Annotated in this window: 12 protein-coding genes; 6 read left to right on the top strand and 6 right to left on the bottom strand. The window is 73.2% G+C overall.

The window, feature by feature from the left end; translation table 11 throughout:
- Positions 1 to 820 precede the first annotated feature (820 nt).
- Positions 821 to 2,200 (bottom strand): M28 family peptidase, encoded by a 1,380-nt coding sequence (locus LX15_RS31385; RefSeq protein WP_253674741.1) that lies wholly within the window; start codon positions 2,198 to 2,200, stop codon positions 821 to 823.
- 255 nt (positions 2,201 to 2,455) lie between these two features.
- Entirely contained in the window at positions 2,456 to 4,033 is a 1,578-nt protein-coding gene (locus LX15_RS31380) for a dolichyl-phosphate-mannose--protein mannosyltransferase (protein WP_301305575.1), read from the bottom strand.
- A 108-nt stretch (positions 4,034 to 4,141) separates the two neighbouring features.
- On the opposite strand from LX15_RS31380, the gene rsmI reads away from it, so the two are divergent.
- A complete protein-coding gene (gene rsmI, locus LX15_RS31375; RefSeq protein ID WP_253674739.1) occupies positions 4,142 to 4,984 on the top strand; it encodes a 16S rRNA (cytidine(1402)-2'-O)-methyltransferase in 843 nt (280 codons plus the stop codon).
- On the top strand, positions 4,950 to 5,141 hold the full coding sequence (locus tag LX15_RS31370; RefSeq protein ID WP_253674736.1) for a hypothetical protein: 192 nt from the start codon (positions 4,950 to 4,952) through the stop codon (positions 5,139 to 5,141). Before rsmI ends, LX15_RS31370 begins: the two co-directional genes overlap by 35 nt.
- 172 nt (positions 5,142 to 5,313) lie before the next feature.
- Here the strand turns inward: LX15_RS31370 and LX15_RS31365 are convergent, their stop codons facing one another.
- From LX15_RS31365 to LX15_RS31350, 4 genes are all read right to left on the bottom strand, one after another.
- Positions 5,314 to 6,684 (bottom strand): aminodeoxychorismate synthase component I, encoded by a 1,371-nt coding sequence (locus LX15_RS31365; RefSeq protein ID WP_253674743.1) that lies wholly within the window; start codon positions 6,682 to 6,684, stop codon positions 5,314 to 5,316.
- A gap of 140 nt (positions 6,685 to 6,824) precedes the next feature.
- A complete protein-coding gene (locus LX15_RS31360) occupies positions 6,825 to 7,574 on the bottom strand; it encodes an ABC transporter permease (protein WP_253674734.1) in 750 nt (249 codons plus the stop codon).
- Positions 7,564 to 8,529 (bottom strand): ATP-binding cassette domain-containing protein, encoded by a 966-nt coding sequence (locus LX15_RS31355; RefSeq protein WP_253674732.1) that lies wholly within the window; start codon positions 8,527 to 8,529, stop codon positions 7,564 to 7,566. Before LX15_RS31355 ends, LX15_RS31360 begins: the two co-directional genes overlap by 11 nt.
- A 352-nt stretch (positions 8,530 to 8,881) precedes the next feature.
- Entirely contained in the window at positions 8,882 to 9,433 is a 552-nt protein-coding gene (locus LX15_RS31350; protein ID WP_253674731.1) for a PadR family transcriptional regulator, read from the bottom strand.
- Between the two features lie 75 nt (positions 9,434 to 9,508).
- Here LX15_RS31350 and metG point away from each other — a divergent pair, with 75 nt between their 5' ends.
- The 4 genes from metG (at position 9,509) to rsmA (ending at position 14,519) form a co-directional block, all read left to right on the top strand.
- Positions 9,509 to 11,299 (top strand): methionine--tRNA ligase, encoded by a 1,791-nt coding sequence (gene metG / locus LX15_RS31345; RefSeq protein WP_253674730.1) that lies wholly within the window; start codon positions 9,509 to 9,511, stop codon positions 11,297 to 11,299.
- 93 nt (positions 11,300 to 11,392) lie between these two features.
- Positions 11,393 to 12,226, top strand: a complete 834-nt coding sequence (locus LX15_RS31340; protein WP_253674729.1) for a TatD family hydrolase — start codon at positions 11,393 to 11,395, stop codon at positions 12,224 to 12,226.
- 299 nt (positions 12,227 to 12,525) lie between these two features.
- Positions 12,526 to 13,623 (top strand): resuscitation-promoting factor, encoded by a 1,098-nt coding sequence (locus LX15_RS32845; RefSeq protein ID WP_308213548.1) that lies wholly within the window; start codon positions 12,526 to 12,528, stop codon positions 13,621 to 13,623.
- A gap of 11 nt (positions 13,624 to 13,634) precedes the next feature.
- On the top strand, positions 13,635 to 14,519 hold the full coding sequence (rsmA, locus tag LX15_RS31325) for a 16S rRNA (adenine(1518)-N(6)/adenine(1519)-N(6))-dimethyltransferase RsmA (protein WP_253674728.1): 885 nt from the start codon (positions 13,635 to 13,637) through the stop codon (positions 14,517 to 14,519).
- The last annotated feature ends 622 nt before the right edge of the window (positions 14,520 to 15,141 follow it).

Here is a 15,141-nt window from a genome sequence, read left to right as displayed (position 1 = left end):
CGACCTCAGACGCGCGCCGTGGGCTGACACCAACCGCACGACTGCTGGGCTCAGCGGGGGAGGGGGGGCGCGGCTGGCTTCGCCAGCGCGCCTGGCTGGTGCCCGACCCCAGACGGGCGTCGTGGGCTGACACCAACCGCACGACTGCTGGGCGCGGCTGGCTGGTGCCCGACCCCAGACGCACGTCGTGGGCTGACACCAGCCGCACGACTGCTGGGCTCAGCGGGGGAGGGGGCGCGGCTGGTTGGCGCCCGACCTCAGACGCGCGTCGTGGGGTGACACCAGCCGCATGACTGCTGGGCGCGGCTGGCGAGCCCCTAGACGCACCGCGCGCCCTGGGTATCCCGTTCGGCCCTCGCATGGCCAGCCGCCGGGGTGGTCTTCGACCGCCGGCTGTTTGGCCGGGGATGTGTGAGCGCGAGTCGGCTCGGTTGTCTTTGCTGTCCGGGCCTGTGATGGGGCGCTGGTGTGCTCGTGGTGGGGCGATTGGTGGGCCATTGGTGAGGCGTCCGAGGGTGCGGGGCGGGCGTGAACAGCGGGATGTGCCGGGTCAGTGGGGGAGTGGTGGTTTCTCGTGGGATTCCCGGGGGCGTGGCCACAACCGGTTGTGGGGCCGGACGAATGGGGGCGTGCTGGTGCCTGGCGGCATTGGTGAGCCCCGGTCGGGTGCTGATGGGTGTGGCTGGGACACCGTGCTGGGGTGGCTTCGTCGTGGGGACGTCGGGGCAGATGTGAGGGAAACACGGAAAGGCCGGGCGGGGGAACGCCCGGCCTTTCCTGGGTGGTGTCGGAGGAGTCGGCGGGTGATTCCTCGCGGGGGTCAGCGGTGGCGGGCGAGGTCGTAGGCCGCGCACCCGATCAGTTCGAGGGAGACCTGGAGCCGCTCCAGGCTGATGTTGGCCTCGATCGTGTCCTCCGGCGTGTGGTACGTCGGCTCCAGCAGGTGGGGGCCGCCCTCGCCGCGCCAACTGAAGTTCGCCGACGCGATGCCGCGCTCGTGGAAGGGCACGTGGTCGCTGGAACCCCTCGCCACCGGGCCGCTGACGCGGGGCGTGTAGCCCAGGCGTCGGGCGGCGTCGGCCACGGCCTTCGTGGTGGCGTTGTCGCCGCCGTCGACGGACAACAGCCAGTACCGGGTCGCCGGGTCGTGGCTCGTGGCCACCATGTCGTTCTGGAAGCAGCCGGCGATGCGCTTCGCCCCGGCGTCGTCGAGCTTGGACACGTAGTACTTGGAGCCGATGAGGCCCTGCTCCTCGGAGCCCCACAGGGCGAACCGCACCGCCTTCTGCGTCGGCAGGTGGCGCAGGACGCGGGCCAGCTCCAGGCACAGCGCCGTGCCGCTGCCGTCGTCGTTGGCGCCCGGGGAGCCCGGCACCGAGTCGTAGTGGGCGCTGACCATCACGACGCCCCTGTCCCCGACCGGGAGGGTCGCCGGCCGCTCGGCGATCACGTTGTAGGAGGTCAGGTTCTTGTGGTGGGTCACGCGCAGCGTCAGTCGGAGCCGGCCTCCGGACAGGCGCGCCCTGACCTTCTCGCCGTGCACCTGGGCCAGGCCGAGCACCGGCACGGCCACGCGCTCCTTCAGGGAGGGGGAGAAGGAGCCCGCTCTGCGGTCGGGGGCTGTCGGGGCCGGTGTCGCGACGAGCACCACCGCGGCCGCGCCCTTCTCGACAGCGGTTTTGACCTGCGCCAGCTCGCTGCCGCGCACCCGGTCGACGAGGACGACCTTGCCGCGGACGTCGGCGGGGTAGTCGCCGGCGGCGCCGGCGCGGACGTCGACCACGTCACCGGTCACGGACACGTCGAGCGCGCCGTCCGGCGACGCCGCCGACTGCCAGCGGATCCCGTCGCCCAGGACGTCCGCGAGGTGCTTGTCGGCCACGGGGAACGGCTGGAGCTTCACGTCGTAACGCAGGTCGCGCAGCTCGCGGGCGAGGTAGTCGGCGGCCCTGCGCTCCGACGGGGTGCCGCCGATCCTCGGTCCGATGGTCTCGCTGAGGTGCCGGATGTGCTCCAGGGCGCGGCGCGCGCTGACCCGCGCGGTCACCGCCCGGTCGCCGACGCCGAGCGAGGGCGGGTTGGCCGCGCCCGGCCGTTGGCGGGTGGCCGCGGCCGCCGTGCCGGGCAGGAGTCCGACGGTGGCGAAGCCGGCCAGGGCTGCGGCGCCGGCGAGCAGGTCGCGGCGGCGTACTCCGGTCATGGGTGTTCTCCCCGTGCGTCCGGCACTCCGACAAGGCCCCGTCGCGCGGGGGCGACGGGGCCGTTGCGGAGGCTCGTTCTTCTCGACTGTCGACGCAGGGCACCCTGTGACCAGGAAACCTAGATTTGGTTGCCGGGGTGAACAACCCGCCGATCGGCGGTGTCAGCGGAGGCGTGCGCCGCCTCGTCGCTGGCGGCGAGCGGAAGCGGGCCGACCCGGGCGGGCTCTGCCCCCGGGCACGGGAACGGCGGGGCGTCAACGCCACGAGGGCAGCCACATCTCGGCGTTCCACCACCACAGGGGGATGGCGTTGCCGTTGAGGATCGGCCACAGCCAGGCGAAGTTCGCCACCACGAGCCCGGTGTAGATCGCGACCACGAGCAGACCCGTGCCCCTGCGCTCCGCGCCGGCCCTGGCCCTGCCCAACACCTCGCCCATCACCAACACCAGCCCGAGCACCAGGAAGGGCGCGACCGGCGTGATGTAGAAGTAGTACATCTGCCGGTCGAGGTTGACGAACCACGGCAGCCAGCCCGCGGCGTAGGCGACCAGCACCGCCGTGTAGCGCCAGTCCGCCCGCGTCACCGCCCGCCACAGGGCCCAGCCCAGCACCGGGAAGGCCAGCCACCACATCGCCGGCGTGCCGACGAGCATCACCGCGCCCAGGCAGTCCTGCCGGCCGTCGCAGCCCGGCGCGCCCCCGCCCGACTCCAGGTAGTAGAGCATCGGCCGCAGGCCCATCGGCCACGTCCACGGCTTGGACTCCCACGGGTGCGGCTTCTCCGGGGTGACCAGCGAGTTGTGGAACTCCAGCACCTTCGAGCTGTAGAACCACAGCGAGCGGAGCGCGTCCGGCACGAACCAGAACGCCGAGTCGGCGCCGACGTCCCTGCCCACGGCGTGCCGGTCGACGCCGGTCTCACTCGCCAGCCACGCCCACCACGTCGCCAGGTAGGCGAGGATCGGCACCACGGCCAACGACCACAGGGCGGGGGCAAGATCGCGCACGACCGTGCCGACCCAGGGCCGGGGCACACCCGCCGCGCGGCGCGCCGTCACGTCCCAGAACACGCACAACACGGCGAACGCGGCCAGGAAGTAGGAGCCGGACCACTTCACGCCGCAGGACAGGCCCAGCAGCACGCCCGCCCCGAACCGCCACCAGCGGAAGCCCAGGCGCGGCCCCCACGGGGTCTCGGCCACCCGGCCCTCGCGCACGGCCACCGCCAGGCGCTGCCGCACCTGGTCGCGGTCCACCAGCAGGCAGCCGAAGGCCGCCAGCACGAACACCGCCAGGAAGATGTCGAGCATCCCCACCCTGGACTGCACGTGGCTGACGCCGTCGCAGATCAGCAGCACGCCGGCCAGCGCGCCGAGCAGCGTGGAGCGGGTGAGGCGACGGGCGATCCGCACGATCAGCAGCACGCTGACCGTGCCGGCGGCCGCGGCGGAGAACCGCCACCCCCAGCCGTCGTAGCCGAACAGCCACTCGCCGACCGCGATGAGCTGCTTGCCGAGGGGCGGGTGCACCACGAGCCGGTAGCCGGCGTTGTCCTCGTACCCGCCGTTGCGCAGCACCTGCCACGCCTGCGGCACGTAGTGCTTCTCGTCGAAGACCGGCGTGCCCTTGTCGGTGGGGAAGCCGAGGTTCCAGAACCGCACCAGGCCACCGAGGACCGCCAGCGCGAGCGCCGTCACCCAGCCGCGGAGCCGGTCGGTCGGCGGGGGCGGGCCCAGGCGTTCGGCGGGGTCGAGCGGCGCGCGGTCCTCCGGCGGGGGGACCGCGCCGAGCGGCACGACCTCGTCGGCCGGCTCCGGGGCCTGCCGGACCAGGACACCGGCGCCCGCCTCCTCGGGGCCGGGGGCGGTGCGAGGGACACCGCTGTGCTCGATGGTTCGCTCGCTCCGCTCGCTCACTCGGCCGATCGTAGGGTGGGCTGCGTGAACCCCGTATCCGGTTCCGGCCGCCTGGTGCTGGCCGCCGCCCCGATAGGACAGCCCCGCGACGCCTCGCCCCGGCTGGCCGACGCGCTCGGCACGGCCGACGTCGTCGTCACCGACGACGTCGCGTGGCTGCGGGCGACGGCGGCCGGGCTCAACGCGCCGCCAACCGGTCGGGTGACGGACACGGACGAGCCGGTCGGGCCGTTGGTCGAGGCGATCCGTGACGGCGCGACGGTGCTCGTGGTGACCTCCGACGGGATCCCGGGCGCGTCGGCGCCGGAGCTGGTGGCCGCGTGCGCGGCCGAGGGGGCGTCGGTGTCCTGCCTGCCGGGTCCCTCGGCGGTCACCGCGGCGCTGGCGTTGTCCGGGCTGCCCTCGGACCGGTTCTGCTTCGAGGACACGCCGCCGGACGGGCCGGAGGCGAGGCGGCGATGGCTCGCGGACCTGGCCCGCGAGCCGAGGACGGTGGTGTTCCACGCTGACCCGGCCCGGTTGGGCGAGACGTTGGCCGAGGCGGCGGCCGCGTGGGGCGCGGACCGGCCGGCGGCGGTGTGCCGGGACATGACGGGGCCGGGGGAGGACGTGCGGCGCGGGGCCCTCGGTGAACTGGCCGCCTGGGCGGCCGGCGGCGTGACCGGCCCGGTGACCGTCGTCGTGGCCGGGGCCCAGCCGGAGGAGGCCGGCGAGGGCGACGTCGAGGCGTTGGTGGCCGAGGTCGAGCGCCGGGTGGCCGAGGGCGCGCGGTTGAAGCAGGCCGTCGCCGAGGTGGCCGAGACCAGCGCCAGCACCGGTAAGAAGGCGCTGTATGACGCCGTCCTCGCTGCTCGGCGGGGTTCCTGACCGCGATCCGGAGGGGTTCCGGGCGCTGGCTGTTCCGGATGTCGCGGTGGTTCTGGCCGGTCGTCTCTACGACCCGATCGGGTGCTTTGTCTGCTTCTTGTCACCCGAGGGTGGGTGTGTGGTGGCGGAAGTGTCGGATGGTTCGGTCATGATCTGAAAAGGGGGTTCCCCCCACTTCTGGGCTGTAGGCGCGGGGGTGGGTGCTCGTGGTGGGGTTCGGGGTGCGTTGGGCCAGCGCACCAGTGCGACCACAGCAGGAGCCCGTCCACGCGGACCCGCGTCATGCGTCGACGTGGATCGAAGGTGCGGCGATCGAGCCGAGGGCCACGTCAGACGGCACCTGAGCTGGCAGCGCCCGCGCCGACGCCCGGGGCGGCGGTCCAGTCCGCCGGACACAGCAGCGCCTCCAGCGGGGCCGCCTTCGTCAGGCACTCCCGCCACTCCGCGTGCGGGTCCGAGTCGGCGGTGACCCCGCCGCCCACGCCCAGCCACAGGCGGTCCCCCTGGTGTTCCAGCGTGCGGATCGCGACGTTCAGCTCCAGTCCGGCCAGTGGGGAGACCACGCCCACCGCCCCGCAGTACACCTCGCGGGGCGTCGTCTCCAGTTCCGCCACGACCTCCAACGCCCGGAGCTTCGGCGCGCCGGTCACCGATCCCGGCGGGAACGTCGCGGCCAACAGGTCCGCGTGCGGCGCGGCCGAGGGCAGACGTCCCTCCACAGTGGACACCAGGTGCCACACGCCGGGATGCGGCCGCACCTCCAGCAGCTCCGGCACGGTCACGCTGCCGACCTCGCAGACCCGGCCCAGGTCGTTGCGGACGAGGTCGACGATCATCACGTTCTCCGCCACGTCCTTGGCGGAGCGCCGCAGCAGCGCGGCGTTGCCCGCGTTGGCCGGGCCGCGCCGGGGCAGCGTGCCCTTGATCGGGCTGGACCGCACGACCCGGTCGCGCCGGGCCAGGAACAGCTCGGGCGACAGCGACGCCACGGCCCCCCACCCGCCGGCGAGGTAGGCGGCCCGCGCCGGCCCCAACCGCGCGGACCCGGCCGCGAACACCTCCAGCGGGTCGCCGTCGAACTCCCACTCGAAGCGGGTGCACACATTGGCCTGGAAGATCTCGCCGGCCGCGATCCGCTCCACGCACCCGGCCACCGCGGCCTCGTGCCGCTCCGCGGGGCGACGCCGAGTGGGCCCCGCCGTCCAGGGCCGGACCGGCGGGTCCTCGGCCGCGGCCACGAGCGCGCCCAGCTCCTCGACCAGGTCCTCCGGCGCCGGGGAGCCCACGGGAACCAACGCCTCGAACCACCAGCGTCCCCGGCGGTCCCGACGCAGGACGTGGTCCGCCCAGCCCCACGCCGCGTCCGGTAGGCGACGCGCGCTTCCCCCGTCGGGCGCCGGCCAGCGCCCCGGGTCGGTCAGCCCATACCCGAGGTAGCCGAACCAGCCACCGCCGACGACGCCGGGCGGCAGGTCGGACCCGCCGACCACGGCCGGTTGCCGGTCGAGAGCCGTGAACGCCCGGTCGCGGGAGACGGGTTCGACGCGCACGGTCGGCGCGAGGACCGCCTGACCGCCGAACCAGTCGCCGGTCACCGCCGCCGGGGGCGCGAGGCCGGCCGCCGACGCCCGTGCCGCGAGCCGCCGCAGCACCCGCTCCGGTCCGGCGTCGCCGACCAACGGCCGCGACACGACCCACACCGCCTCCATGGCCCCACATCTTCACCCGTTCGGCGTAAAAGGCCCAGGTGTTGTGGGGCGACTCGGACCTCGACCTCCGCCCACCTCCGCCGCCGTGGCGAGCCACCCCGGGGAGGGGCGGGCCGCCACGGCAGGCGCGGTCAGGCGTTCTGGCGACGGTAGGAGCGCGTCCCCCACAACACGGTGAGGCCGAACACGACGAGCACCACCGTCACACCGGTCAGGACGTCGGTCGCCCCGTAGTCGCCGACGAACAGCGCCCGCTCGGCGTCGACCGCGTAGGTGAGCGGGTTGACCTTGGACACCGCGCGCAGCCAGTCGGGACCGAACGCGATCGGCAGGAGCACGCCCGAGAGCAGCATCAGCGGCAACGTCACGGACTGGACCACGGGCGCGAACTGGTACTCGTTGGGCAGGGCGAGCGCCATCGTGTAGGAGGCCGCGGACAACGCGCCGGCGAGCACGGCCGCCAGCAGCAGGCCCAGCACCACGCCGACGAGCGGGGCCCGCATCCCGAGCGCCGTCGCGGCCAGGAGCAGCAGCACCGCCTGCGCCATCGTCACCACGACGTCCCGCAGCACCCGGCCGAGGAGCAACGCGGTCCGGCTGACCGGGGTCACCCGCATCCGCTCGACCACGCCCGCCCGCAGGTCGGGGAGCAGCGCGAACCCGGCGAACGCGCCGGTGAACAGGGCGAGCTGCACCAGGATGCCGGGCGCGAACACCTGCCAGGAGTTCGCGGCGCCCGGCACGCGGACGAGGTCCTCCAGCAGCGGCCCGAACAACACCAGGTAGAGGATGGTCTGCACCATCGAGATCAGGATCGTCGCCGGGCTGCGCAGCACCGGGCCGATGGTGTGCCGGAAGACCAGCAGGGTGTCACGCGGCAACGGGGGCCTCCTGGGTGTCGTCGTGGAGCGGGCGACCGGTCATGGCGAGGAAGACGTCGTCGAGGGTGGGGCGGTGCACCTGGACCGAGGTGATCGACACCCCCGCCAGGACCAGCGCCGGGAGCAGCTCGGGCAGGGCCGTGTCCCCCCGGGGCACGTGGAACCGGACGCCGGTGGCCGTGGTCGTCACGTCGCGCGCGCCCGGCAGGCGGCCGGCGATCTCGGCGACCGCCGAGGGTCGGGCGCTGCCGACCTCGACGACGTCCCCTGACACCTGTCGCTTCAGCTCCGAGGGGCTGCCGGCGGCCACGATCCGGCCGTGGTCGATCACCAGGACGCGGTCGCAGAGCGCGTCGGCCTCGTCGAGGTAGTGCGTGGTCAGGAAGATCGTCGTGCCGTGCTCGGCGTTGAGGGAGCGCACGTGGTCCCACACGTGCGCGCGGCTGCGCGGGTCGAGCGCGACGGTGGGCTCGTCGAGGAACAGCACCGCCGGGTCGTGGACCAGGCCCACGGCGAGGTCGACGCGGCGGCGCTGGCCGCCGGAGAGGCTGGCGGTGGGCCGGTCGGCCAGGTCGGTCAGCGCGAACCGGTCCATCAGCTCGTCGACACGCCGGCGGGCCCGGTCCCGGTCGAGCCGGTGGAGGCGGGCCTGGAGGACGAGCTCCTCCCTGACCCTGCCGTGGGGCGAGCAGCCGCCGCCCTGGGCGACGTAGCCGATGCGCCGCCGCACCAGGGCCGGCTCGCGCAGCAGGTCGTGCCCCGCGACCTCGGCGGAGCCGGCCGAGGGCTCCAGCAGCGTCGTGAGCATCCGGAGCGTCGTGGTCTTGCCGGCCCCGTTCGGGCCGAGGAAGCCGACGACCTCGCCGGCGGCGACGTCGAGGTCGACGCCCGTGACCGCGTCGACGGTCGACCGGCGGGTGTGGAAGCGGCGGGCGAGCCCGCGCACGTGGATCACCAGGGACCTCCTGGGAGGTGAGGACGGACGAGGGTCCGTCGAGGGAATTCAAACTTGACTACCGGGCGCCAGGATGGCCGGCCCTCGATCGCTAGTCAAGTTTGACTATCGCGTGTTTCCGGCGCTGATCCCGAACGGACGAGTGCCTTGCTCCAGGCGGGTGTACGGGAGCTGAGGCCGCCGACGGACGTCTCCTCGCACGTGTCGGCACCAGCCCAGGGACGCCCTCGGGAGAGCGGAGCCCCCGCCCGCGCCAGATCCGCCCTCACTGTCCGACACGAGGGAGCGCGTGCCGCGAGGCGGGCTTCCCCAGTCGATCTCCGGAGGCTGTTTCCCCTGGTCAGGCCCTACGTCAGGCCTCGCCGGCCATCCGGTAGCCGCCGGCCCTCAGGCGCTCGACCAGCCCCCGCGCCCAGTCGATCTCGGCGTTGAGCTGCGCCGTCCACAGCAGCACGTGCTCACGCACGTGCTCGGGCTTCCCGACGTCGGTCACGTCCCAGCCCGTCAGCCGGCCGAGCGACGCCTGGAGCGCGTTGACGCGCACGGTGAGCAGCGTGATCGCGTCCTCCCGTCGCAACGCCGGCAACATCGTCAGCCCGGCGCTCAGCGAGGCGGGGTCGCCGGGCTCGCTCAGGGAGCGGCGCAGCAGGAGCTGGAACTCCGTCTCCCCGTCCTCGGTGAGCCGGTAGACCGTGCGCTCCGGCCCGCCCTCCCCGGCCTCGGGGCCCTCGGCGGTCAGCAGCCCGTCCCTGTCCGCCTTCTTCAACGCGTGGTAGATCGACCCCGGCTTGGTGTTGGCCCAGGTGTCGGCGCCCCAGGTCAGCAGCTCACGCCGCACCTGGTAGCCGTGCGCCTGACCCGCCATGCGCACCACGCCCAAGACCAGCAGCCGGGTCGCCGACATCGTCCGTGGCCCTCCCACCACCCGTGGCCCAACCCGCTCGGGTGCGCGGGCCGGTCGACCGTAGGCTAGGCGGACATGAGCACCCATGTCCTCACCGCGGTGGCCTGGCCGTACGCCAACGGCCCGCGGCACATCGGGCACGTGTCCGGCTTCGGCGTTCCGTCCGACGTGTTCTCCCGCTTCCAGCGAATGTCGGGCAACCGGGTGCTCATGATCTCCGGCACCGACGAGCACGGCACCCCGATCCAGGTGCAGGCCGACAAGGAGGGCCGCACGCCGAGGGAGACCGTCGACCGGTACAACCGGGTGATCGCCGAGGACCTGTGCGGGCTCGGCCTGTCCTACGACCTGTTCACGCGCACCGTCACCGGGAACCACTACAAGGTGGTGCAGGAGCTGTTCCTGGCGCTGCACCGCAACGGGTACGTGATCCCCAAGGTGGCCAAGGGCGCGATCAGCCCGTCCACCGGCCGCACCCTGCCCGACCGCTACATCGAGGGCACCTGCCCCATCTGCGGCTTCGACGGGGCGCGCGGCGACCAGTGCGACAACTGCGGCAACCAGCTCGACCCGGCCGACCTGATCAACCCCCGGTCGCGGATCAACGGCGAGAAGCCGGAGTTCGTCGAGACCGAACACCTGTTCCTCGACCTCCCCGCGTTCGCCGAGTCCCTGGGCCAGTGGCTGTCCACCCGCACCCAGTGGCGGCCGAACGTGCTCAAGTTCAGCCAGAACCTGCTCGCCGACCTCCAGCCGAGGCCGATCACCCGCGACCTGGACTGGGGCGTGCCGATCCCGCTGGACGGCTGGCGCGAGCAGCCGATGAAGCGGTTCTACGTCTGGTTCGACGCCGTCATCGGCTACCTGTCGGCGTCCGTGGAGTGGGCGCGACGCAGCGGCGACGCCGACGCCTGGAAGGCGTGGTGGACCGAGCGCGACGCGCAGGCGTACTACTTCATGGGCAAGGACAACATCGTCTTCCACTCGTTGATCTGGCCGGCGCTGCTGCTCGGCCACAACGGGAAGGGCGACCGGGACGGCCGGCCGGGCGCCTTCGGCGAGCTGAACCTGCCCACCGAGGTGGTCTCCAGCGAGTTCCTCACCATGAGCGGCTCGAAGTTCTCCACCTCGCGCGGCACGGTCATCTACGTCACCGACTTCCTGCGCGAGTTCGGCCCGGACACGTTGCGGTACTTCATCTCCGTGGCCGGGCCGGAGAACCAGGACACCGACTTCACCTGGGACGAGTTCGTCCGCCGGATCAACTTCGAGCTGGCCAACGAGTGGGGCAACCTCGTCAACCGCTCGATCTCGATGGCGCACAAGAACGTCGGCGCCGTGCCCACGCCGTCCGCGCCGCAGCAGGCCGACGAGGAGCTGAAGGCGTTGGCGCGCAACGCTTTCGACGTGGTGGGCGACCACCTGCGCCGGTCGCGGTTCAAGGCGGCGATCGGCGAGGCGATGCGCGTGGTCGGCGCGGCCAACCGCTACCTGTCGGACCAGGAGCCGTGGAAGCGCAAGGACGACCCCGAGCGCCGCGACACGATCCTGCACACCGCGTTGCAGGTCGTCAGCGACGTGAACACCCTGCTCACGCCGTTCCTCCCGCACTCGGCGCAGAAGGTGCACGAGCTGCTGGGCGGCGAGGGCGTGTGGGCGGCGCAGCCGGAGATCCGCGAGGTCGAGGACCTGGACGTGGCCGGCTCGGTCTACCCGGTGCTCTCCGGTGACTACGCCGCCGAGCAGGCGCGGTGGGAGTCGCGGCCGATCGAGGTGGGTCGGCCGCTGGCCAAGCCGACGCCGCTGTTCGCCAAGCTCGACCCCGCGCTCGGCGAGACCGGCCCCGAGTGGGCCGCCATCCAGTGAGGACGGTTGACGTGACCACAGTGGACGGACCAGGGGGCTCCGCCCCCTGGTCCGCCCCGGCACGTCGATCCACTGTGGACCGAGGGGAAGTCCTTGTCCCGTAACGGAGAGCGCCCGCCGGCGCCGGAACCCCTTCCGGTCCCGGCGGTCGACGCGCACACGCACCTGGACGCCATCGGCTGCGCGGACGCCGCCGACGTCGCCTCGGCGGTCGACCGCGCGGCGGCGGTCGGCGTCACCCGCGTCGTCACCGTCGCCGACGACCTGGACTCGGCCCGCTGGGCCGCCCGCGCCGCCACGTGGGACGACCGCGTGTTCGCCGCCGTCGCGCTGCACCCGACCAGGACCGCGGCCTTCGGCGACCAGGACCGCGCCACCCTGGAGGACCTGGCGCGCCAGCCCAGGGTCGTCGCCATCGGCGAGACCGGGTTGGACTACTACTGGGACTACTCGCCGCCGCACGCCCAACAGGAGGCGTTCCGCTGGCACATCGACCTCGCCAAGCGGGTCGGCAAGCCGCTGATGATCCACGACAGGGACGCGCACGAGGACGTCCTGCGGATCCTGGAGGAGGAGGGCGCGCCGGACACCGTCGTGTTCCACTGCTTCTCCGGCGACGCCGAGATCGCGCGGCGCTGTCTCGACGCGGGGTACGTGCTGTCCTTCGCGGGCACCGTGACCTTCCGCAACGCCGGCCCGCTCCGCGAGGCCGCGCGGTTGGCGCCCCCGGACCAGATGCTGGTGGAGACCGACGCCCCGTTCCTCACCCCGCACCCGTTCCGGGGGCGGCCGAACGAGCCCTACTGCGTCCCCTACACGTTGCGTGATCTCGCCCTGCTGCGCGGGGATGACCTTGTTGAGTTGGTCTCAGCCGTCACGGCGACGGCCGAGCGCGTTTTCCGGCTCGACGAGATCCCTTCTTTGTGACGCAACGTGATTAGCCTCGGGAAGATCTTCCACGTTCAGTGTTTGATCGAAAAAACGGATCTCCGCCCATTGTTCTGAACGCGATCTTCCGTTAGCGTCCCGTCACCGACAGCCGGGATGGGGAGATCCCCCGGGCGCCCCGCGAAATCGGGCGCCGCCGGGCGCCGACGTCGAGGTGCGAGCCGACGACGCCGCCCGCGGCGCCGTCCGTGTGGTTTCGCGGCAGACAGCCTCGTCATTTCCCCGTGACGTGGCCAGCGCGCTTTCCCCTGCCCGGACGCCCGATGACAGGACAACAGGTGAGCAAACGCACCCTGGCCAGGGCCGCCGTCGCGGCGACGCTCCTGGTCCTCACCGGCGGCGGCGCCACCGCCGTCGCCATGGACAAGTCGGTCACGATCACCGTGGACGGCGAGACGCGTGAGCTGAACACCTTCGCCTCGACGGTCGGCGCCGCCCTCGACGCCGCCGGCCTCCGCGCCGGCGAGCACGACGCGCTGGCCCCGGCCTCGACCGCCTCGATCGGCGACGGCAGCCGCATCGTCCTCAAGCGCGGCCGGCTGCTGCGGATGACGGTGGACGGCAGGAGCCGCGAGGTCTGGACGACCGCCCTGACCGTCGAGGAGGCCCTGCGCCAGTTGGGCATGCACTCCTCCGGCGCCGTGGTCTCCGCCGACCGCTCCCGGCGCATCCCGCTGGAGGGGATGGCCCTCGACCTGCGCACCGCCAAGGTGGTCACGCTCGTCGACGGGGGTGCCAAGCCCCGCGAGGTCGCCACCAACGCCGCGACCGTCGAGGAGCTGCTCCGCGAGCTCGGCGTGGCCCTCGAACAGTCCGACACCGTCAACCCGGCCAACGGCACCCCGCTGACCAGCGGCAGCCGGATCGAGGTCACCAGGAACCGGGTCGAGGAGGTCACCGAGAAGCAGAAGATCGACCCGCCCGAGGAGAAGGTGGACGACCCCGAGCTGGTCAAGGGCACCACCAAGGTCGAGGACAAGGGCGAGCCGGGCGAGAAGACCGTCGTCTTCCGGGTGACCAGGGTCAACGGGAAGGAGACCGCGCGCGAGCAGATCTCCGTCAAGGTGACCAAGGAGCCCAAGCCCAGGAAGGTCCGCGTCGGCACCAAGCCGGTGGTCGACGGCGCCGTGTGGGACAGGCTCGCCCAGTGCGAGGCCACCGGCAACTGGGCCGCCAACACCGGCAACGGCTACTACGGCGGCCTCCAGTTCAACAAGAGCACCTGGGACGCCAACGGCGGCGGTCAGTACGCCGAGTACCCGCACCAGGCCACCCGCGAGCAGCAGATCGCGGTGGCCACCAAGGTGCGCGACGGCAGGGGCGGCGGATACGGCGCGTGGCCGCACTGCGCGGACAAGCTCGGCCTGCCGAAGTAGTTTCTTACCCCGTGGCAGGAGACCTCACACCGGCCGGGCCGGGGAGCAGTCAGCTCCTCGGCCCGGCCGACGTCCGTCAGCTCGCCGAGGAGCTGGGAGTGCGCCCCACCAAGAAGCTGGGGCAGAACTTCGTGCACGACCCCAACACGGTGCGCCGCATCGTGGCCGCCGCCGAGCTGCGGCCCGACGACGTCGCGTTGGAGGTCGGCCCCGGCCTCGGCTCGTTGACGCTGGCCCTGCTGCCCGCGTGCCGCGCGGTGGTGGCCGTGGAGATCGACCCGGTGCTGGCCCAGCGGCTGCCCCGCACCGCGCGGGACCGTGCCCCCGAGCTGGCGGAGCGGCTGCGCGTGGTGCCGGCCGACGCGATGCGGGTCAGCGCGGCCGAGATCGGGACGCCCGAGCCGACCGCGCTGGTCGCGAACCTGCCGTACAACGTGGCCGTTCCGGTCGTGTTGCACCTGCTGGCGGAGCTGCCCTCGCTGCGGCACGGTCTGGTGATGGTGCAGGCGGAGGTGGCCGACCGGCTGGCCGCCCGCCCCGGGAGCAGGACCTACGGGGTGCCCAGCGCGAAGGCCGCCTGGTACGCCGACGTGCGCAGGGCCGGTCCCGTGCCCCGCAGCGTGTTCTGGCCGGTGCCCAACGTGGACTCGGGGCTGGTCGCGCTGACCAGGAGGGAACCGCCGTCGGGCGTCGACCGCGAGACCGTGTTCGCGGTCGTCGACGCCGCGTTCGCGCAGCGCCGCAAGACGCTGCGCGCCGCGCTCGCCGGGTGGGCCGGTTCCGCCGCCCGCGCCGAGGCCGTGCTCCGCGCGGCGGGGGTCGACCCGACGGCCCGGGGCGAACAGCTCGCGATCACCGACTTCGCCCGCATCGCCGAGGCCGCCGCCACCGTGTAGGCGGGGCCGGGCGCGGTGCGGCCGCCCGCCGAACGGCGGGGCGCTCGCCGTCCGCGCGGCACAGGGGCGAGACATCCGAGCGGGTGATCACTGGTGACCGTCTTCCGGTCGCTGGTGATCACCCGCTCGGGGCATTTCTGGCCTGCCTTCGTTCCTCCGGGTGATCCGATGCCCCGTTTCTGTCGGTGCCGCGTGCGATGTTCGAGATGGGGGTTCCCCCCTTACTAAGCCCTGTAGGCGGCGGGGGCCCGCGGTCTTCGGGTCGCTGGCGGGACTCCTGAGGGGAACGCCACGGGGACGTCGACAAGCCGTACGCTCGCCCGTCGCCCGTCGCCCGTCGCCCGTCGCCCGTCGCCCGTCGCCCGTCGCCCGTCGCCCGTCGCCCGTCGCCCGTCGCCCGTCGCCCGTCGAGCGCGGGTGCGCGGGGCGGGTCAGGTCCGGAGGGCTAGCGGCACGACGGGTGATTGTGTGATCACGGACTGGTGCGATAGCACGGGATGCGTTCGGCCGCAGGTGTGATGTGGCGAACGATCCACGTCCTGGGACGCCCCTGGGCTTGCCATTCGTGGGACGCGTGCTGTCTACTGTCCGGGCAATCCATCCCGAGCGGCCGAGAGACCTG

Source organism: Streptoalloteichus tenebrarius (assembly GCF_024171885.1).
GTDB classification, from domain to species: Bacteria; Actinomycetota; Actinomycetes; order Mycobacteriales; family Pseudonocardiaceae; genus Streptoalloteichus; species Streptoalloteichus tenebrarius.
This window is presented reverse-complemented; position numbering and strand designations above follow the sequence as displayed.